This window comes from Mesorhizobium sp. B2-3-6, assembly GCF_006442305.1.
Lineage (GTDB): Bacteria > Pseudomonadota > Alphaproteobacteria > Rhizobiales > Rhizobiaceae > Mesorhizobium.
Map to the genome: position 1 here is coordinate 548,263 of NZ_VFVW01000001.1, position 17,897 is coordinate 566,159.

18 protein-coding genes are annotated in these 17,897 nt (G+C 63.5%); 7 read left to right on the forward strand and 11 right to left on the reverse strand.

Annotation, left to right across the window (positions count from 1 at the left end):
- Nucleotides 1-91 precede the first annotated feature (91 nt).
- The 9 genes from FJ953_RS02715 to FJ953_RS02755 all read right to left on the reverse strand — a co-directional run bounded on the left by FJ953_RS02715 (nucleotide 92) and on the right by FJ953_RS02755 (nucleotide 8,075).
- Complete coding sequence (locus FJ953_RS02715) at nucleotides 92-973, reverse strand: MoxR family ATPase (protein ID WP_140515853.1); 882 nt, start codon at nucleotides 971-973, stop codon at nucleotides 92-94.
- Nucleotides 974-981: 8 nt separating this feature from the next.
- Entirely contained in the window at nucleotides 982-1,986 is a 1,005-nt protein-coding gene (locus FJ953_RS31080; protein WP_140499865.1) for a molybdopterin cofactor-binding domain-containing protein, read from the reverse strand.
- Between the two features lies 1 nt (nucleotide 1,987).
- The gene (locus tag FJ953_RS31085) at nucleotides 1,988-3,355 is read right to left on the reverse strand and encodes a xanthine dehydrogenase family protein molybdopterin-binding subunit (RefSeq protein WP_140557949.1); all 1,368 of its coding nucleotides are present in this window, start codon (nucleotides 3,353-3,355) and stop codon (nucleotides 1,988-1,990) included.
- Between the two features lie 10 nt (nucleotides 3,356-3,365).
- Nucleotides 3,366-3,848, reverse strand: a complete 483-nt coding sequence (locus FJ953_RS02730; protein WP_140499861.1) for a (2Fe-2S)-binding protein — start codon at nucleotides 3,846-3,848, stop codon at nucleotides 3,366-3,368.
- Between the two features lie 52 nt (nucleotides 3,849-3,900).
- Entirely contained in the window at nucleotides 3,901-4,695 is a 795-nt protein-coding gene (locus tag FJ953_RS02735; RefSeq protein ID WP_140515849.1) for an FAD binding domain-containing protein, read from the reverse strand.
- 10 nt (nucleotides 4,696-4,705) lie between these two features.
- Nucleotides 4,706-5,149, reverse strand: a complete 444-nt coding sequence (locus FJ953_RS02740; protein ID WP_140515847.1) for an SRPBCC family protein — start codon at nucleotides 5,147-5,149, stop codon at nucleotides 4,706-4,708.
- A 117-nt stretch (nucleotides 5,150-5,266) separates the two neighbouring features.
- Entirely contained in the window at nucleotides 5,267-6,094 is an 828-nt protein-coding gene (locus FJ953_RS02745) for an AraC family transcriptional regulator (RefSeq protein ID WP_140567546.1), read from the reverse strand.
- A 177-nt stretch (nucleotides 6,095-6,271) separates the two neighbouring features.
- The gene (locus FJ953_RS02750) at nucleotides 6,272-7,270 is read right to left on the reverse strand and encodes an ABC transporter permease (protein WP_140580042.1); all 999 of its coding nucleotides are present in this window, start codon (nucleotides 7,268-7,270) and stop codon (nucleotides 6,272-6,274) included.
- A gap of 61 nt (nucleotides 7,271-7,331) precedes the next feature.
- Nucleotides 7,332-8,075 carry an ATP-binding cassette domain-containing protein gene (locus tag FJ953_RS02755; RefSeq protein WP_140500157.1) on the reverse strand — a complete coding sequence of 248 codons (744 nt, stop codon included), beginning with the start codon at nucleotides 8,073-8,075 and terminating at the stop codon, nucleotides 7,332-7,334.
- 455 nt (nucleotides 8,076-8,530) lie between these two features.
- Here FJ953_RS02755 and FJ953_RS02760 point away from each other — a divergent pair, with 455 nt between their 5' ends.
- On the forward strand, nucleotides 8,531-9,520 hold the full coding sequence (locus FJ953_RS02760; RefSeq protein ID WP_140499854.1) for a sugar-binding protein: 990 nt from the start codon (nucleotides 8,531-8,533) through the stop codon (nucleotides 9,518-9,520).
- A 181-nt stretch (nucleotides 9,521-9,701) separates the two neighbouring features.
- Complete coding sequence (locus tag FJ953_RS02765) at nucleotides 9,702-10,484, forward strand: FadR/GntR family transcriptional regulator (protein WP_140623069.1); 783 nt, start codon at nucleotides 9,702-9,704, stop codon at nucleotides 10,482-10,484.
- A gap of 136 nt (nucleotides 10,485-10,620) precedes the next feature.
- Here FJ953_RS02765 and FJ953_RS02770 read toward each other — a convergent pair whose 3' ends face one another.
- The gene (locus FJ953_RS02770) at nucleotides 10,621-11,559 is read right to left on the reverse strand and encodes an NAD(P)-dependent oxidoreductase (protein WP_140521563.1); all 939 of its coding nucleotides are present in this window, start codon (nucleotides 11,557-11,559) and stop codon (nucleotides 10,621-10,623) included.
- A 117-nt stretch (nucleotides 11,560-11,676) separates the two neighbouring features.
- On the opposite strand from FJ953_RS02770, the gene FJ953_RS02775 reads away from it, so the two are divergent.
- Both FJ953_RS02775 and FJ953_RS02780 read left to right on the forward strand, forming a co-directional pair.
- Nucleotides 11,677-12,573 (forward strand): NAD(P)-dependent oxidoreductase, encoded by an 897-nt coding sequence (locus FJ953_RS02775; protein WP_140521597.1) that lies wholly within the window; start codon nucleotides 11,677-11,679, stop codon nucleotides 12,571-12,573.
- A 103-nt stretch (nucleotides 12,574-12,676) separates the two neighbouring features.
- A complete protein-coding gene (locus FJ953_RS02780; RefSeq protein ID WP_140623485.1) occupies nucleotides 12,677-13,453 on the forward strand; it encodes a FadR/GntR family transcriptional regulator in 777 nt (258 codons plus the stop codon).
- 33 nt (nucleotides 13,454-13,486) lie between these two features.
- On the opposite strand, the gene FJ953_RS02785 is transcribed toward FJ953_RS02780, so the two are convergent.
- Entirely contained in the window at nucleotides 13,487-13,774 is a 288-nt protein-coding gene (locus FJ953_RS02785) for a DUF3175 domain-containing protein (RefSeq protein WP_140521564.1), read from the reverse strand.
- A gap of 198 nt (nucleotides 13,775-13,972) precedes the next feature.
- Between FJ953_RS02785 and FJ953_RS02790 the strand changes: the two genes are divergently transcribed.
- From FJ953_RS02790 to FJ953_RS02800, 3 genes are all read left to right on the forward strand, one after another.
- The gene (locus tag FJ953_RS02790) at nucleotides 13,973-15,217 is read left to right on the forward strand and encodes an MFS transporter (protein WP_140500151.1); all 1,245 of its coding nucleotides are present in this window, start codon (nucleotides 13,973-13,975) and stop codon (nucleotides 15,215-15,217) included.
- 164 nt (nucleotides 15,218-15,381) lie between these two features.
- A complete protein-coding gene (locus tag FJ953_RS02795; protein ID WP_140623071.1) occupies nucleotides 15,382-16,410 on the forward strand; it encodes a LacI family DNA-binding transcriptional regulator in 1,029 nt (342 codons plus the stop codon).
- A gap of 309 nt (nucleotides 16,411-16,719) precedes the next feature.
- Nucleotides 16,720-17,847 carry a sugar ABC transporter substrate-binding protein gene (locus FJ953_RS02800; protein ID WP_140515835.1) on the forward strand — a complete coding sequence of 376 codons (1,128 nt, stop codon included), beginning with the start codon at nucleotides 16,720-16,722 and terminating at the stop codon, nucleotides 17,845-17,847.
- The last annotated feature ends 50 nt before the right edge of the window (nucleotides 17,848-17,897 follow it).

A 17,897-nucleotide genomic window follows, 5' to 3' on the forward strand; every position in this document is an offset into this window, starting at 1 on the left:
AAGCTGAGCAAGGGCGTTGCGGCGCGGGGGAGATGTCCGGCAGGACAGAGGGGGGCGCTGTCCCGCCCGCGTTGCTGAATGACGTCGCGGCTCACGCCAGCACCTCGTCGACGATCCGGCCGAGCTCGGGCGCGATGTAGGACAGATCCTCCTCGTCCTTGATCAGCACGCCGATGGCGCGGCGGAAGGCTTCCGGCCATGGACTGCCGCCTTTTTCGAGAATGGTCGCGGCATTGGCCCATTCGACCGCCTCGGCGATGCCGGGCGGTTTGGCGAGTGGACGCGCGCGGATGGTCTGCACGGCTGTGGCCACGGCGCGTGCCGTTGCCTCTGCGACATCGCCGGCGCGCAGCATGATGATGGCCGCCTCACGCTCGGCATCGGGATAGCCAATCCAGTGATAGACGCAACGCCGCCGGAGCGCTTCGGCGAGTTCGCGGGTGCGGTTGGAGGTCAGGATGACGATCGGCTGTGCGGTGGCGCGGATGGTGCCGCGCTCGGGAATGCTGATCTGGAAGTCGGAAAGAAACTCCAACAGCAGCGCCTCGAATTCGTGGTCGGAACGGTCGATCTCGTCGACCAGCAGGATGCGCTGCTCCGGCGCCTTCAGGACCTGCAGCAGCGGGCGGGCGATCAGAAAGCGGTCGTCGTAGATATCGACTTCTTGCTCGCCGGCATGGCGGATGGCGAGCAGCTGGCGCTGGTAGTTCCACTCATAGAGCGCATGCGCGGCGTCTATGCCTTCATAGCATTGCAACCGCACCAGATCGCGGCCGAGCAGCCCGGCGATTGCCTTGGCCGCTTCCGTCTTGCCGACGCCCGGAGCGCCTTCGAGCAGCAGCGGCTTGCCCAGCCGGATCGCCAGGAAGATAGCCGTCGCCAGGCTTTCATCAGCCAGATAATGCGAGGCAGCGAGGCGCTCGGCGACCGCTTCTGGCGAAGTCGCGACCGTTTCGGCGTTTACCTCGGGCATGTCGGTCCTCAGGTCGTCGCTTGCGCCTTGAGCGCACGCAAAATGCGTTCCGGCGTGATCGGTAGCGTGTCGATGCGCACGCCGACAGCGTCGAAAACGGCATTGGCGACCGCCGGAATCTGTGGATTGGCGCACATTTCGCCGGGCCCCTTGGCGCCGTAAGGACCATCTGCCGAGGGCCGCTCCAGCACGATGACCTCGGTTTCGGCCAGATCGCCGGGACCTGGCATCAGATACTGATTGAAGTCGGTGCCGCCGTGGTCACGGCTGGGATAATAGGGCTCGGTCGTTTCGTAGAGCGCGTGGCTGATGCCCATCCAGGAGCCGCCGACCAGCTGCTGCTCGACCATCTTGGGGTTCAGCGCACGGCCGATCTCGAAGACGTTCTTCACCGCCAGCACCGTCACCTCGCCGGTCTCGTCGTCGACCTCGACCTCCGCCACGGTGCAGGCATGCGCGTAGCAGGTCGACGGCTTCATCGCGCCGGTCTCCTTCTCCGGATAGGAGCGCGGGATGAGAAACATGCCGCGTCCCGAGATCGAGCGGCCGCGCTTGAAATGCGCCGAAAGCGCGACGTCGAAGATCGAGATCGATTTCTGCGGCGCCCCTTTCACCAGGATGTTGCCCTGGCCGTCGGTCTCGAGGTCGGAGGCGTTCACCTCCAATTCCTCCGCCGCCACTTCCAGCATCACCTGGCGGGCTTCCCTCGCCGCCTGGATGACGGCGTTGCCGGCGCGGTGCGTGCCGCGCGAGGCGAAAGTGCCCATGCAGTGCGGGCCGGTGTCGGTATCGGCGGTGTCGACGACGACGCGGTCGGTCGGCACGCCGATTGTCTCGGCGCAGATCTGCGCCATGATCTGCTTCATGCCCTGGCCGAGATCGACCGATGATAGGGTCACCATGAAATTGCCGGTTGGGGTCGAATGCACCAGCGCCTGGGTGGGATCGCCGCCAAGGTTCATGCCCGTGGGATAGTTAATCGCGGCGACGCCGCGTCCACGCCTGATCGCCATCTCAAGCTCCCTTCACGTAGGAGGACATTGCCATGTATTTCTCAGCCACGGGCCAGTTGGCCGCGCGCGAGGCCTCCTGCATGCACTCTATGAGGGCCGCCCCTTCGGTCGGCTGGCGATGCGCCTTCATATCGCCGTCGCGATAGGCGTTGATGAAGCGGAATTCGAGCGGATCCATGCCGATCAGCCGCGCCAGCTTGTCCATCTGCACCTCCAGCGCGAAGTCACCGATGGTGACGCCGAAGCCGCGCATGGCGGAGGAGGGGGTGCGGTTGGTGTAGACGCAGTACGTGTCGATCCAGACATTGGGGATGGTGTAGGGGCCGGGATAGTGCCCCGCGCCCTTCTGGGCGCCATAGGGCGAATGGCGGGAGTAGGCGCCGGCGTCGGTGTAGCCGGTGACTTTGCGCGCGACGATGCGGCCGTCCTTCATCACGCCGTCCTTGATGACGACCTTTTCGGCCGCGCGAGGTGACGAGATCTGCATCTCCTCCTCGCGGCTGTAGGTAAAACAGACCGGTCGCCCTGTTAGCTTGGCGCCGAGGATCGCGATCGGTTCGACGATGACATCGACCTTGCCGCCAAAGCCGCCGCCGACCGTGCCGCCGACGAAATGCAGCTTGCTGCCCGGCATCTGCAAAATGATCGACGTGTTGTCGAGGGTGAAGAACATCGCCTGCGTGTTGGTATAGCAGGTGAAGCGGTCATTGCCCTCCGGTGCCACGATACAGCCGGTGGTCTCGGTCGGCGCATGCTCTATCGGCGAGGACTGGTAGCTTTGTTCGAGGACGTAGTCGGCCTCGGCAAACCCCGCCTCGACATCGCCGAAGCGCACCTTGCGGCACTCGCCGCTGTCATAGAGATAGTAGTTCTGGCCGTGATACTCGTTGACGAGGGGCGCGCCGGGCTTCAGCGCTTCCTCCATGTCGAAGACGGCCGGCAGCACCTCGTAGTCGACCTTGACCTTGGCCGCGGCTTCCTGGGCGGCGCGCTCCGTCTCGGCCAGCACCGCCACCACGGCCTCGCCCTTCCAGCGCACCTTGCCGTCGGCCAGAACCGCCTCGTCCTCCGGCCCGATCTGGATCAGGATCAGGATGGTGTAGACATTGTGCGGGACGTCCCTGGCGGTGAGAATTTTCACCACGCCCGGATGTTTTTCCGCTTCGGACGTATCGATCGATCGGATGCGGGCATGATGGTGCGGGCTGCGCACCATCTTCAGATGCAGCATGCCGGGAAAGTTGCGGTCGGCGAAATAGGCGGTTTTGCCGGTGACATGGCCGGGCGAATCCGAGCGGGGCCTCGGCTGGCCGATCTCGTTGAGGTCATCCTTGCGGACGTCCGAAAAATAGCTTTTGCGCAGTTCCATCTTGCTTCCCTCAGGCCGCGTTCTGCGAGTTGGCGCGAGCGGCGGTGAGCACCGCCTGGATGATAGGCTCGTAGCCTGTACAGCGGCATATGTTGCCCGACAGCGCTTCGACGACATCGTCGCGGCTGGGATCGGGCGTGTGGTCGAGCAACACCTTGGCCGCCATGAGCATGCCCGGCGTGCAGAAGCCGCATTGGGTGGCGAAGGCGTCGAGAAAGGCGCGCTGCAGCGGATGCAGGACGCCGCCTTCGGCAAGACCCGATGTGGTGGTGATGGCAGCGCCGTTGCAGGTTTCGGCGAGCGTCAGACAGGACAGCCGGAGCTCACCGTCGACGATCACCGAGCAGGCGCCACAGGTGCCTTGATGGCAGCCGCCCTTCGGCGAAGTGTCGCCGATCTTGTCGCGCAAGGCGTTGAGCAGCGTGGTGCCGCTTTCGACGAATTCGGCCTTCTCAGAACCGTTGAGCGTGAACTGGACGGGAACCTTTGCCATTCTTCCTCCTTGCGCGCCTGCCCCGCAGGGCAAGCGCGCGCACCGAATGTGACTAGCTGAGCAGCAGCCGACCGAGATGAACCGGCAGCACTTGCGCGCGATACCAGGCGCTGGCGATCGGGTCGGTGATTGGTGCGGTGCCGTCGCCCGCGGCGGCCAGTGCCGAAGCGATGCCGTCCGCGTCCAGTGTCCTGCCGAGCAGCGCTTTTTCGGCTGTCTTGGCTCGCATCGGCCGGTCGGCCATACAACCGAGCGCGATGCGCGCCGAGGATATCGTGCCGTCGCCGGCTTGTTCCAGGATAGCGGCGATACTGAGCACCGAGACGCCCTTGGGCTTTACCCGCGAGACCTTCACGAATCGAAAGCTTCCCTGCGCCGGCCGCGTGAAGCTGACCGAGGTGACGATCGCGCGGCTCCCGCCCCGCTTGGCCAGAAACGCTTCCATCGGCATTTCGCCGTCATTGGTGCTCACCATGGCGTCCAGCGCCAGCAGGGCGACTGCGAAATCGCCATAGGGGCTTGGCGCAAACAGATTGCCGCCGACGGTCGCCATGTTGCGGATCGCCGGACCGCCAACGGCACGCGCGGCCTTGGCAAGCTGGCCGAGCTCGGGATGGCGGGCGATCGCCGCCATGGTCACCGAAGCGCCGATGCGGATCGTGCCGCCGGAGACCGTGATGACCGACAAGGCCGGGTCGGTCGACCTGACAAGGCCGGAGACCGAAACGTCGCCCTCATTGGCGGCGCGCAAGACGAGCGTGCCACCGCCGAGATAGCGCGTGCCGGCGGCTTTCAGCGCCGCGCTGGCGTCTTTCACCGTTACAAAACTCTGCAATGCCAGCGCCATGGCCCGCTCCTCAACCCTGGCCGGCGAAATGGCTCTTCAGGGCGTTGAAGCCGCCCTGGAAGACATTGGCGCCCATGCCCTCGGCCAGCTTGTCGGCTTCTTCGGGTGCTGCGTCGAAGCTGGCGGTCCATTCGGCATAGGTGCGGTCGCCGTCGGTGACGCGCCGCAATTGCAGCGTAGCCCTGTGGTTGGTGAGCGGCTGCGGCGTTTCCAGGATCGAATAGCTGACGAGGAAATTCTCATCGGAGAAATCGAGCAGCTTTTCGCGCAGCCGCGCGCCGCTGGCCAGCTGGAAGTTGCGCACGCAGCCGATCGTGGTGGCGTCCTTGCCGTCCTCGATATGGCTTTCGACCATGCGCGGATGCCAATTCGGCAGTCCGTTGAAGTCGCGGATGCGCGCCCAGACCTTTTCGACCGGCGCGTCGATGACGGTGGAGATGGTGACATCAGCCATATGCTCTTTCCCCTGCAAACGTTCTGCTTGGGACGGTAGGCCGATCGTGGTCGCGGTGCTTATCAATGCGTCTTGGGCACGTATCAATCAGTCTGAAAATAGCCGCTTTCCGGCCCGTCAGGACACTGCTCGCGCCGCTTCGCGATAGAGCGTCGGCGGCACGCCGACATGGTCGCGGAAGAAACGCGAGAAATTGCCCTGGGTGGTGAAGCCGAGATTGCAGGCGACCGATATCAGCGGCTCATGCGACCACTGGAGCTGGCGCACCGCTTCCTCCATGCGCAGCGTGTTCCAGTAGACGTTGGGCGTCAAACTGGTCTGTTCCTTGAACAGGGCGAAGAAATGCGGCCGCGACAGGCCGACGCTGCGCGCCACGTCATCGAAGGAGATACGCTCGCAGACATTGGCTTTCATCAGCTGGATCGCCTTGCGGACGCGGAAATCCTGCATGGTGTTCACGCGGCCACGCGGCTCCTGCGGAGCTGAAGCGTCGGCGGCATCGAGCACCGAGTCGATGAAGCGCTCGATCTCGTAATTGGCGACATCGTCGATGCTCTCATTGTCGGTCAGATGATCGAGCAGGCCGGCAGCAGCCTGGTGCAGCCAGGGTTCGAGCGTGATTGCCGCCTGCGCGAAAAGCGGCGCGGACGAGGGCAGGTCACGGCGCCGCCGTGCCCAGTCCGGGTCGATGTAAAAGGCGAGGAACAGGCCTGGGGTGCCGTCGTGCGACAGCACATGGCTATGCGGCTGCAGCGAGTTGATGCCGGCAGCCGTGCCAGGTCCAAGCAGGACCGTCTCACGGCCGATGGTCATCTCGCCGGCGGTGCCTTCCAGCCAGATGATGAGATGTGCCTCGACATGGGCATGGGTGACGAAGTCGCTCGCGACATTCAGGACAGAAACATGTCCGAACTGGCCCCAGTAGAGCCTGATCGCTTCCGTCATGGGTATATCCTCCCGCAGGCGACTGGCCTCCCTTCGCCTGCTTGGGGATTGTGCGGCCGGTTTTCCGTGTCCGTCAAGGCATAGCCGCACGCCCGGTATTCGCGGCAGGCCGCTTCAGCCGATTTTCAGACTGAGCGATAGGACCGAAATGAACGCCGCTTCGGCGAAGACAGGCTTTTAGTCGCTTCGCCTGAAGTTGCGGATGCGGTCGAACAGCACCGCCAGCAGGATGGCGCCGCCGATGAAGGTGCCCTGCCAGAAGGCGTTAATACCGAGCAGGCCGAGGCTGTTGCGGATCACCTCGATGAGGGCGGCACCCACGATGGCGCCAAAGGCGGTGCCGACGCCGCCGGCGAGATTGGCGCCGCCGATGACGGTGGCGGCGATGACCTGCAGCTCCATGCCGTTGCCGAGATTGGTGGTGACGGCGCCCAGCCAGCCGGTCTGGATGATGCCGGCTATTCCCGCCGACAACGCCGAGATCATGTAGACGGCGACCTTGATCTGGCGCACCGGAACGCCGGTCAGCGTCGCCGCATGCTCGTTGCCGCCAATGGCGAAGATGTGCCGGCCGAACTTGGTCCAGCGCAGGACGAAGCCGGTGATCAGCGCCAAAAGGATCATGTAGAGCACCGGATTGGCGATCCCGAACAGCCAGGCGCCGCCGCCCAGCGCCAGCAGCTTGTCGTGATCGGGCCCGAACTGGAAGACGACGGTGTTGTTGGAGGCCACCATGGCGAGGCTGCGGGCGATCGACAGCATGCCGAGCGTCACCACGAAGGGCGGAAAGCCGAGATAGGCGATCAGAATGCCGTTGAAGCCGCCGATGACGAGTGCGGTGACGATCGAAGCCAGGATGCCGACTTCGATCGAAAACCCGGCATGCATGGTAACGGCCAGCACCATCGAGCACAGGCACAGCACCGAACCGACCGAGAGGTCGATGCCGCCGGTGATGATGACGAAGGTCATGCCCAGCGCGACAATGGCGACGAAGGTGACGTTGCGGGTGATGTTGAAGAGGTTCTTCGGGGTGGCGAAGGCATCCGTGGCAAAGGACAGGAAGATACAGGCGAGGATGACGGCGATCACCACCCAGAACGTCTGGCTGGAGAGCAGCCGCGACAGAAAACTGTGCTGTTTCTGCGCGATCGTCTGATCAAGGGTGACTGCCATTATCGACCTTTCCTGCCGGGAGCGAAACGCGCCAGCGCAATGAAATCCGGTTTTGCCGCTCTCACACCACCTGCTCGATGGCGCCGGTGATCAGCCCTGTCACTTCCTCGGGCGAACTCGAGGCGATCGCCTTGTCGGCGACTTTCCTGCCGCGCCGCATGACGATGACGCGGTCGGCGACGTCGAAAACGTCGGGCATGCGGTGGCTGATCAGCACCACGGCGATGCCCTGGTCGCGCAAATGGCGGATCAGGTTGAGGACTTCGGCGACCTGACGGACCGAAATCGCCGCCGTCGGCTCGTCCATCAGCACTATCTTGGCCTGCGACAGCATGGTGCGGGCGATCGCCACCGCCTGGCGCTGACCGCCGGACATCTGTTTGACGAGGTCGCGCGGGCGCGTCTCGGATTTGAGCTCGGCGAATATCTGGCCAGCGCGCTTGTACATGGCGGCATAGTCGAGGATACGGAAGGGCCCGACGCCGCGGCGCAGTTCGCGGCCGAGATAGACATTGGCCGCCGCCGTCAAATTATTGCACAGCGCCAGATCCTGGTGGACGATCTCGATGCCGTGCTGGCGGGCCTCGACCGGCTTGTGCAGGATCAGATCCTTGCCGTCCATCTGCATGGTGCCGTGGCTCGGGCGGAAATTGCCGGCGATCATCTTGACCAGCGTCGACTTGCCGGCGCCGTTGTCACCCATCAGGCCGACGACCTGGCCGGGCTCGATCGACAGCGACACGTCGTTCACCGCCTGGATGGCGCCGAAATGCTTCGAGATGTTGGTGAGTTCGAGAACCGCCACCAGCCTTTTGCCTCCCATGTCTGGCCGTCTGTCCCGGAAGGGGCGACGGCTTCGGTTCGCTACCCCAGCTCCTCCCGGAAGCAGCGACGCGGTCATTTACGCAAATGCCTGCATGGGCGTCAATTGTCTGACGAATAAGATTTGGGCAATTGTCGGACGAATGAGATCCCGCCTTTCGGGAAAAATCCGTTTTGTAGGACAAATAGCAATTGACGTTGGCGGCAAGCCGTTATTAGTTGAGCGTCGGAGGAAGATATGCCGGCTTTGACGACGTTGTTTGGCGGCGCAACCGGTAGAGGATTATCGACCGTGCCGGCATCGTTGCCGGGCTGGTCGCATCTGAAAATACTTATCGGCCTGGCCTGACGGCACGAGCGCTTGCTTCTGTCATCTCGCATTCGGCCGATCTGTGTGGCGGGCACGCCGTGTCCGTCTGTTTCCAAGGGAGGACTGACATGAGGAAAACAGTTTTGCTCGCCGCCGTCGCCGCCATGGCGTTGGGCGCCGGGCCGGCTTTGGCCAAGAAGCAGCTCGTCATCGTGGTGAAAGGTCTCGACAATCCGTTCTTCGAGGCGATCCACCAGGGCTGCGAGAAATGGAACAAGGAAAACGCCAGCTCGGAATATGAGTGCTTCTACACCGGTCCGGCGTCGACTTCCGACGAGGCCGGCGAGGCGCAGATCGTGCAGGATATGCTGAGCAAGCCGGACACGGTGGCGATGGCGATTTCGCCGTCCAACGCGCCGCTGATCGCGCAAACGATCAAAAGCGCCAACCCGTCGATCCCGATCATGACCGTCGATGCCGATCTTGCCAAGGAAGACGCAGCACTTCGCAAGACTTATCTCGGCACCGACAACTATCTGATGGGCAAGAAGATCGGCGAATACATAAAGAAGGCCAAGCCGAAGGGCGGCACGATCTGCACCATCGAGGGCAACCCGGCGGCCGACAACATCCTTCGCCGCGCGCAAGGCATGCGTGATGCGCTGTCGGGCAAGGAAGGACTTGCAGCCCTTGCCGGCGAAGGCGGCTGGACGGAAGTGGCGGGCTGTCCGGTGTTCACCAATGACGACGGCGCCAAGGGCGTGCAGGCGATGACCGACATCCTTGCCGCCAACCCCAAGCTCGATGCGTTCGGCATCATGGGCGGCTGGCCGCTGTTCGGCGCGCCGCAGCCCTATCGCGATCTGGTTGGACCGCTGAAGGACAAGCTGGCCAGCAACGACTTCGTCATCGGCGCCGCCGACACGATCGGCGACGAGGTGGCGATCGCGCGGGATGGCCTTGTCACCGCGCTGGTCGGCCAGCGGCCGTTCGAGATGGGCTACAAGGCGCCGTCCGTGATGATCGACCTGGTCGAAGGCAAGAAGGTCGACGATCCGGTGTTCACCGGCCTCGACGAATGCACCAAGGATACGGTCGACACCTGCATCCAGAAGTAGGCGTCTCGATCGGGGCGCCCGTCAACGGGCGCCCCGCCACCTCTGCTGACGAACAGGGACACGCATTTCAGGGGCAGCGGCTCCGGCTTTGGCGCGCCCGTGGTTCGAATTTTCGGCAATGGCATCGGCGCACCCGACAGTTCCTGACCGGAACAGGTACGGCCGACGCATTGGAACGTGGATGCCGGACGAAAAGTCAAACAAGCGAGCCATTCGGACCAAGGCACAGGCCGGCCGCCGTCCGGCCGCCATGCGCCGGCCCGATGCGGCGCACTTTCCCGGTGCCAGCGTGCACGCCTCGCTGGCCAGCGAGATCGGGCTCAGGATCGTGCGCGGCGACTATCCGCCAGGCACCATCCTGCCCAACGAAGCCCAATGGTCGCGAACGTTCAACGTCAGCCGCTCGGCGGTGCGCGAGGCGATCAAGATGCTGATGGCCAAAAGCCTGCTCGCTTCGCGCCCCAAGATCGGCAGTTGGGTCGAACCGAAGGAGCGCTGGAACCTACTCGACCGCGACGTGCTCGCCTGGTACGCGACCGCGCCGGACCGTGAGGTGTTCCTGCGGACGGTACAGGAGTTCCGCCACATCATCGAGCCGGAAGCGAGCGCCTTTGCCGCGGTGCGGCGCAGCAACGAGCAGATGGCCGAGATCAGCCAGGCCTGCCGCGAGATGGGCGAGGCGGCAAGCCTTCAGGAGCGCATCCGGGCCGACACGCGCTTTCATCTTGCCATCCTGCGAGCCTCCGGCAACGATCTGCTGGTGCCGCTCGGCGTGCTCATCGAGTCGGCGCTCGACCATCTCTTCGTCTTCACGACTCAGCAGGTCGGCGACCAACGGCGGGCCCAGAGGCTGCACGAGGCGATCGAGAAGAATATTCGTTTGCAGCGCCCCTCAGCGGCGCGCAACGCCGTGCACAAGCTACTCGCCGATACCGATGAAGGGATCGGAAGAGGGCGAGGGTGATCGACGCTCGCGCTTGGTGATCACCTTTCTATGGACAATGCGTAGCCTTCTGCGGCCTTTCGCAGGCTCCCGGCGTTCGAAGCTCGAAAAGCCAAGCTATTGGCTTTTCATCCGGTGCGCGGACCGCTTCTCACCCTTAAATCGTCTGTTTCTTTCCATCTTTCATCGGCATCAGATCGACACCGTTGACCTTGCCGATATGGGTGGCCAGCATCGGCACGTACTGCTCGGCCGGTCCGGTGGCGTGTGCTCCGGCGAAAGCGTTCTTGGTGGCGTTGCCGAGGGGGTTGGCAATGCCGGCAGAACCCGCCATCGATTCGAGGTAGGTCAAGTCCTTGAAGGCGTTGGCAATAGTGAATTTGTGGGCGTCGCGGTCGCCCTCCAACGTCCACCGCATGAAGGTCTGGTAGAAGCCGCAATCCATGCGGCCGTTGCGGATGACGCTGTCGAAGCGCTGCGGCGAGATGCCGACCTTCTCGGCCAAGGCCAATGCCTCGGAATAGATCGCCGCATAGCCCAGCGAGACGAAATTGTTGAGCAATTTCATGCGGTGGCCGTCGCCGGTGTCGCCGATATGGACGATACGGCCGGCCCAGGTTTCGATCACCGGTTTGACCCTGGCAAAGACGGCGTCGGGTGCGCCGACCATGGCGTCGAGCGTGCCTTCCCAAGCCTCCTTCGGCGTGCGGCTGAGCGGTGCATCGACATAGTTGACGCCGAGCGCCTTGAGTTCGGCGGCCAGCGCAACGGTCGAGACCGGGTCGGAGGTCGAGCAGTCGACGACGACCGAGCCTTTTCTCAATCCTTCCTTGAGACCGCCGGGGCCTCGAATGATGGCTTCGACCTCACGCGAACCGGTGACGCAGATGAAGACGATCGTCGATGCCGCCGCCACGTCGCGGGAGGTCGCGGCTTCGTGGGCGCCGCGATTAGCCATATCCTCCGCCGGCTTGCGATTCTTGCGGCCGAGAAAGGTCAGGTGATAGCCTTTATCGACGATATTCTTGGCGATGCCATGACCCATCAGGCCAAGGCCGATGAAGCCGATCTTCTCGCTCGGGGCGGTCGTGTTCATTCTGTCTGTCCTGTGTTGCGATTATCGATAATGTCGCCGCTGTTTTAGCCGCAAGCGGTTGCAGAAAGCAATATTGTCTGACAATACACATAATCCTGAGCTTTCGTGGAGACCAGAATAATGAAGCGGATCATGTTTACCGGCGGCAGCGGCAAGGCTGGGCGCCACGTCGTACAATATCTGGTGGAGCAGGGCTGCCAGGTGCTCAACATCGACACCAAGCCGCTCGACAATCCCAAGGTGCGCACGCTGATCACCGACATCACCGACAGCGGGCAGGTGTTCAACGCGCTGTCGAGCTATGCGGGCTTGCATGAATTCGACCCGTCGCTGCGTCCCCAGCCCGTCGACGCCGTGGTGCATTTCGCCGCGATCCCCCGCATCATGATCACGCCCGACAACGAAGTGTTCCGCATCAACGCGCTCGGTACCTACAATGTCATCGAGGCGGCGGTGAAGCTCGGCATCCGCAAGGTGATCATCGCCTCCAGCGAGACGACCTACGGGCTGGTCTTCGCCAACGAGCCGCGCGCGCCGAAATATTTCCCGCTCGACGAAGAATACGACGTCGATCCGATGGACAGCTATGCCCTTTCCAAGGTCGTCAACGAGAAGACGGCACGGGCCTTTGCGCAGCGCGACGGTACCGACATCTATGCATTGCGCATCGGCAACGTCATCGAACCGCACGAATATTCCCTGTTTCCGAAATGGTTCGCCGATCCCGGTTTCCGCAAGCGCATCGCCTGGAGCTATGTCGATGCGCGCGACCTCGGCCAGATCACGCTGCGCGCCATCGAGAAGGATGGGCTCGGCTACCAGGTGTTCAACGCTGCCAATGACGACACGTCGTCGGACCTGCCGACCGCGGAACTGCTGAAGCGCTTCTATCCCGGTGTGCCGGTCAAGGGTGAGCTCGGCGAATTCGAGACGCTGCTGTCCAACCGCAAGGCGCGCGACATGTTGGGCTTTCGGCCGGAACACAGCTGGCGCAAATACGTGAGGATCTCTTGAAAACAGGCCCCGCCGGGGGTTGAGCTGTGCACAGAAGCCGGCTTTGCGGGTGAACCCGCTTGCCGTGCTTGACAGCTTGCTCAATCCGGACTTTCTGGAGCCTATGCGGGACGCGAAGCCGAACAAGGAAAAATCGCCGGCAAAAGCGGCATCGGCCGAGCGTCCGGCCGGCGTTCGCCGCACCGATGCGGCGCGCATTCCGGGTTCCAGCGTGCACACCTCGCTGGCCAGCGAAATCGGGCTCAGGATCGTGCGCGGCGACTATCCGCCCGGCACCATCCTGCCCAACGAAGCCAAATGGTCGGAGACCTTCAGCGTCAGCCGCTCGGCGGTACGCGAGGCGATCAAGATGCTGATGGCCAAAAGCCTGCTCGCCTCGCGCCCGAAGATCGGCAGCTGGGTCGAGCCGAAAGAACGTTGGAATCTGCTCGACCGCGACGTGCTTGCCTGGTACGCGACCTCGCCGGACCGCGAGGTATTTCTGAAGACGGTGCAGGAATTCCGCCACATCATCGAGCCGGAGGCATCCGCCTTTGCCGCCATGCGGCGGACCGACGAGCAGATGGCCGAAATCAGCCAGGCCTGCCGCGAGATGGGCGAGGCACCAAGCCTGCAGGAGCGCACCCGCGCCGACACGCGCTTTCATCTCGCGATCCTGCGGGCGTCTGGCAACGACCTGCTGGTGCCGCTCGGGGTGCTGATCGAATCCGCCTTCGACCATCTCTTCACCTATACGACGCGGGAACTCGACGATTTGCAGCACGCACAGAAGATGCATGAGGCGATCGAGAAGAACATCCGCCTGCAGCGGCCCGACGCGGCGCGTGCCGCGGTGCGCAAGCTGCTCGCCAACACAGACGGCGTGATCAGGTCACGATAAGCCGTTCCAGGAACCCGTCACGCGGCTTGCTGCCTACTCTTCCTTCTCACGTCCGAACGCCGCGCGCAGTTCGTCCTTGGCGTCCTCGAGCACCTTCTTCTGCTTCGCCGGCAGGTTCCTGCCGGCACGGTTGATGTAGAAGTTCAGCATCGACATGGCGGACTGGAACGGTTCGGCCTTGCGCCGGTCGCTGTGTTCGGCCGACCGCTTGAGCGAAGCCGCGATCTTCTTCGGGTCGTGGGATTCGAAGACATGGTCTTCGAGATCCATGGCATTGCTGTGCTCGGTCACCTCAGCCGACCATTTCCGTTTCGCGGTCATGGCAATCTCCTTCGCGTTGAGCCGATTGCAAAACGTCCTTCATCGTCGCACGTTCCGGTGAGCCCGGAACCGGCGAACCCTGGAACCATGGAATTACCCACGTGGCGCTGCTCGGCGCCGCGAATGCGCCGATAGTGGTGGAAGGACCGTCGGCCGCTAGGCCGCATGACCGCGACAATGGTCAATGTCGATGACGGAATGGGAAACAGCTTGGCCTCGATCTTCTCCTCACCAGCAGCCGGCAATGCGGTCGTCGACAGCTCGCATGCATGGATACGGCTGGCGGTGTCGATGCTTTTGTCGACAGTCGGCGGCGTCGGCATGTGGGCCGTGGTCGTGGTGCTGCCGGCCGTGCAGGCCGAGTTCGGCGTCGACAGGGCCGACGCCGCTCTGCCCTACACCGCGACCATGGTCGGCTTTGCCGCCGGAAACGTTCTGGTCGGGCGCGCCATCGACCGTGTCGGCTACTGGATCCCGGCGCTTGTTTCCTCGATGGCGCTGGTTGCCGGCTTCCTGCTGGCGGCGCTGTCGACCTCGATCCTGCAGTTCACGCTCGCCCAGGGCCTGCTGATCGGGGTCGGTACATCGGCGATCTTCGGGCCGCTGATCGCTGACATCTCGCACTGGTTCAACCGCCGGCGCGGCGTCGCCGTGGCGGCGGCCGCGGCCGGCAGCTATCTCGCCGGAACGATCTGGCCTACCGTCATGCCACCCCTGATGAAGGCGGAAGGCTGGCGCTTCACCTATGTGGCCATCGGCATCTTCTGCCTGGCGACCATGGTGCCGCTGGTGCTGATGCTGCGGCGCGGCGCCCCGATCGCGGCCGCCGGTTCCGCGGGCAGCCGGCTGGTGCAGCCGATCTCGTTGTCGCCAACGGCACTCCAGGTGCTGCTCGTCATTGCTGGTCTTGGCTGCTGCGTGGCGATGTCGATGCCGCAGGTGCATATCGTGGCCTATTGCATGGATCTTGGCTACGGCGTCGCGCATGGCGCCGACATGCTGTCGATCATGATGGCGGCCGGCGTGGTCAGCCGCGTGGCTTCGGGCTTCGTTGCCGACCGCATCGGCGGAGTGAAGACCCTGCTTATCGGCTCGGTGCTGCAATGCCTGTCACTGTTCTTTTACATTCCCTTCGACGGGCTTGCCTCGCTCTATGTCGTTTCGCTGGTCTTCGGCCTGTCGCAGGGTGGCATCGTGCCCTGCTATGCGATCATCGTGCGGGAATACATGCCCGCCAGGGAGGCCGGCCAACGCGTCGGCATCGTCATCATGGCGACCATTTTCGGCATGGCGATCGGCGGCTGGATGTCGGGCTGGATCTACGACCTGACCGGCTCCTACGCCGCCGCATTCCTGAACGGCATCGCCTGGAACCTGCTGAACATCCTGGTGATGGTGCTGGTGCTTTGGAAGGCAAGACGCGGCGCGACGGCGATGGCCTGAGGCAAAGCGGAAGCACTCGCCCGCAAGCGCCTCGGCTTGACAACGGGCCGGGGCTGCGCGACGCCAGAGGTGAGTGGTGCGGCACAGGCTGGTGAAATGGCGACAGCAACGTCGATCGTATTGCGGCAGCGCCTTGGCGGCCACGCACCGCATGGAGCCTGTCCTTGATCAAGCCGCGCTCGCGCCGAGGCGGCGGCCGCCCGACCATATCAGACGTCGCGCGCAAGGCGGGCGTAGGCGCCATCACCGTGTCTCGCGCCTTGCGCGAGCCGGAGCGGGTCTCGCAGGACCTGCGCCGCCAGATCCAGGCCGCCGTCGACGAGCTCGGTTATGTGCCGGATCCCAACGCGCGGGCGCTGGCCTCGGCCCGCGCCGAGGTGTTCGGCGTGCTGGTGCCGTCGCTTACCAACAACGTCTTTGCCGAGGTGGTGCGTGGCATCTATGACAGCCTGTCGGATAGCGCCTTCCGCATCCAGCTCGGCAACACCCACTATTCCGGCCTCGAGGAAGAACGGCTGCTGCAGGTGTTCGGGCCGCAAAGGCCGGCGGCGCTGATCGTGGCCGGCATCGACCAGACTCCGGCCTCGCGAAAACTGCTGGAGAACGCAGGCTGCCCGGTGGTGCAGGTCATGGAAACCGGCCCGGATCCGGTCGATATGATGGTCGGCTTCTCGCATCTGGACGGGGGCAGGGCGGCGACTGAGCATCTGCTCGAAGCGGGTTACCGCCGCATCGGATTCATCGGCGCGCGCATGGATCCGCGCTCGCAGCGGCGCTTGGCCGGATACCGCATGGCGGTGGAGAAAGCCGGCCTGTTCGATCCACGACTGATCACCACCACGCCGGTGCCGTCCAGTGTGACGCTGGGACGCGAACTTTTCCGCGACGCGCTGGCCAAGATGCCGACGCTCGACGGCGTATTCTGCAACAATGACGACATCGCGCTAGGTGCGTTGTTCGAGTGTCATCGCGCTTCGATCGGTGTGCCCAAGAGGATCGGCATCGTCGGCTTCAACGATCTCGACATGATGCAGGTGGCGTTTCCCTCCGTCACCAGCATCCGCACGCCCCGCTACGAGATCGGACGGCGGGCAGTGGCCATGGCGCTGGCGGCGATAGGAGGCAAGCCTCCGCAGCAGCGCGTCGTGGATCTCGGTTTCGAACTCATGCGCCGCGAGAGCACGGCGCGCTGAACACGCTTTCGCGATCAAGAGAAAGGGCGCTTTACACACCGTTCATGGTAGCGCTACCGTCGTCGTCGGACAGGAAAGAGAAATGCAACGGTACGGCGCCTGTCTATTATACATAAGCGACAACTAATTCTTGTTTATTATGTATAATATGCTATTTTCCCAGCAACCTGGGAACGACGGGGGAGGAGGCATCGCCTAGACCATTGGCTATCGGAAAGGCAGGTACGGCAAGGCAGGAGGAGCCGGAGCCGACCGTGCGAAATTCACATCGCGAAACGACGTCAGAATTACAAAATGGGAGGATTATCGATGATCAAGTCACTGGTAGGTGGCATCGTTGCCGCCAGCGCATTCGTCATGCTCAACTCGGCCGCCATGGCCGCCGGCCCCGAGATCGTGCCGGGCCCGGCCGCCCAAGCCGACTGCTTCGCGCCCTGGAGCGCGGACACGAAATTCTTCAAATATCCCAAAAAGGAAGGCCCATACCGCATCGCCTTCGCCAATGGCTATATCGCCAACACCTGGCGCATCCAGATGGTGCAGACCGCAAAGGCCTATGCCGCCCAGCCGGACGTCAAAGCCAAGATCAAGGAATTCAAGGTCGTCTCGACCGGCGAGGACGTGCCGGCGCAGATCTCGGCGATCAACAACTTCATCGATTCCGGCTATGACGCGATCGTCACCGACGCGCAGAACCCGACTGCCTTCGGCCCGGTCATCAAGCGCGCCAAGCAGGCTGGCATCGTGCTGGTCGCCTTCGACAACATCCTCGACACCAAGGATGCCATCAACGTCAATGTGGACCAGAAGGGCCTCGGCGAATTGTGGGCCAAATGGCTGGTCGCGAAGGTGCCGAATGGCGGCAAGATTCTCGAAGTGCGCGGCGTTGCCGGCACCTCCGTCGATACCGATCGCCACAACGGCATCCACGAGGTGCTCGACGCTTCCGGCAAGAAATGGGACGTCACCGAAGTCGCCGGCAAGTGGGACGACGGCGTGGCACAGAAGGTCACCGCCGACGCGATCGCCACCAACGGGCCATTCGACGGCATCACCGGCCAGGGCGGCGACACCGGCATCGTGCAGGCGATGATCGACGCCAAGCATCCGTTTGTGCCCTTTGGCGGTGAAACCGAAAACGGCTTCCGCAAGTTCTGCGCGGCGCATTCGGCCGACGGGTTGAAGTGCTCTTCCGCGGGCTCGGGCCCGGCCCAGGTCGCCGTCGCCATCAAGACCGCGATTGCAGCGCTCGAAGGCGAAGTGGTGCCGCAAGAGGTGAAGCTGCCGCTGGCGATCGCCGAAGATCCGAACATGAAGGAAGGCACGGATTACTTCCCGAAAGAGTCGGACAATTTCTTCGTCGGCAACTCCTTCCCGACCTGCGGCATCAACTTCAGCGCCCAGGAAATCATGGGTCAGACCAAGGAAAATCAGTAGTTTCCAGTGGATATCGTTTCGGCGCCGCGGCTAAGCCGCGGCGCCGGTTC

What these genes read in the sequence shown, in the direction of transcription:
- FJ953_RS02715 (WP_140515853.1), bottom strand. Translation starts at nt 973, where the DNA reads ATGCCCGAGGTAAACGCCGAAACGGTCGCGACTTCGCCAGAAGCGGTC.
- FJ953_RS31080 (WP_140499865.1), bottom strand. Translation starts at nt 1,986, where the DNA reads ATGGCGATCAGGCGTGGACGCGGCGTCGCCGCGATTAACTATCCCACG.
- FJ953_RS31085 (WP_140557949.1), bottom strand. Translation starts at nt 3,355, where the DNA reads ATGGAACTGCGCAAAAGCTATTTTTCGGACGTCCGCAAGGATGACCTC.
- FJ953_RS02730 (WP_140499861.1), bottom strand. Translation starts at nt 3,848, where the DNA reads ATGGCAAAGGTTCCCGTCCAGTTCACGCTCAACGGTTCTGAGAAGGCC.
- FJ953_RS02735 (WP_140515849.1), bottom strand. Translation starts at nt 4,695, where the DNA reads ATGGCGCTGGCATTGCAGAGTTTTGTAACGGTGAAAGACGCCAGCGCG.
- FJ953_RS02740 (WP_140515847.1), bottom strand. Translation starts at nt 5,149, where the DNA reads ATGGCTGATGTCACCATCTCCACCGTCATCGACGCGCCGGTCGAAAAG.
- FJ953_RS02745 (WP_140567546.1), bottom strand. Translation starts at nt 6,094, where the DNA reads ATGACGGAAGCGATCAGGCTCTACTGGGGCCAGTTCGGACATGTTTCT.
- FJ953_RS02750 (WP_140580042.1), bottom strand. Translation starts at nt 7,270, where the DNA reads ATGGCAGTCACCCTTGATCAGACGATCGCGCAGAAACAGCACAGTTTT.
- FJ953_RS02760 (WP_140499854.1), top strand. Translation starts at nt 8,531, where the DNA reads ATGAGGAAAACAGTTTTGCTCGCCGCCGTCGCCGCCATGGCGTTGGGC.
- FJ953_RS02765 (WP_140623069.1), top strand. Translation starts at nt 9,702, where the DNA reads ATGCCGGACGAAAAGTCAAACAAGCGAGCCATTCGGACCAAGGCACAG.
- FJ953_RS02770 (WP_140521563.1), bottom strand. Translation starts at nt 11,559, where the DNA reads ATGAACACGACCGCCCCGAGCGAGAAGATCGGCTTCATCGGCCTTGGC.
- FJ953_RS02780 (WP_140623485.1), top strand. Translation starts at nt 12,677, where the DNA reads ATGCGGGACGCGAAGCCGAACAAGGAAAAATCGCCGGCAAAAGCGGCA.
- FJ953_RS02785 (WP_140521564.1), bottom strand. Translation starts at nt 13,774, where the DNA reads ATGACCGCGAAACGGAAATGGTCGGCTGAGGTGACCGAGCACAGCAAT.
- FJ953_RS02790 (WP_140500151.1), top strand. Translation starts at nt 13,973, where the DNA reads ATGGGAAACAGCTTGGCCTCGATCTTCTCCTCACCAGCAGCCGGCAAT.
- FJ953_RS02800 (WP_140515835.1), top strand. Translation starts at nt 16,720, where the DNA reads ATGATCAAGTCACTGGTAGGTGGCATCGTTGCCGCCAGCGCATTCGTC.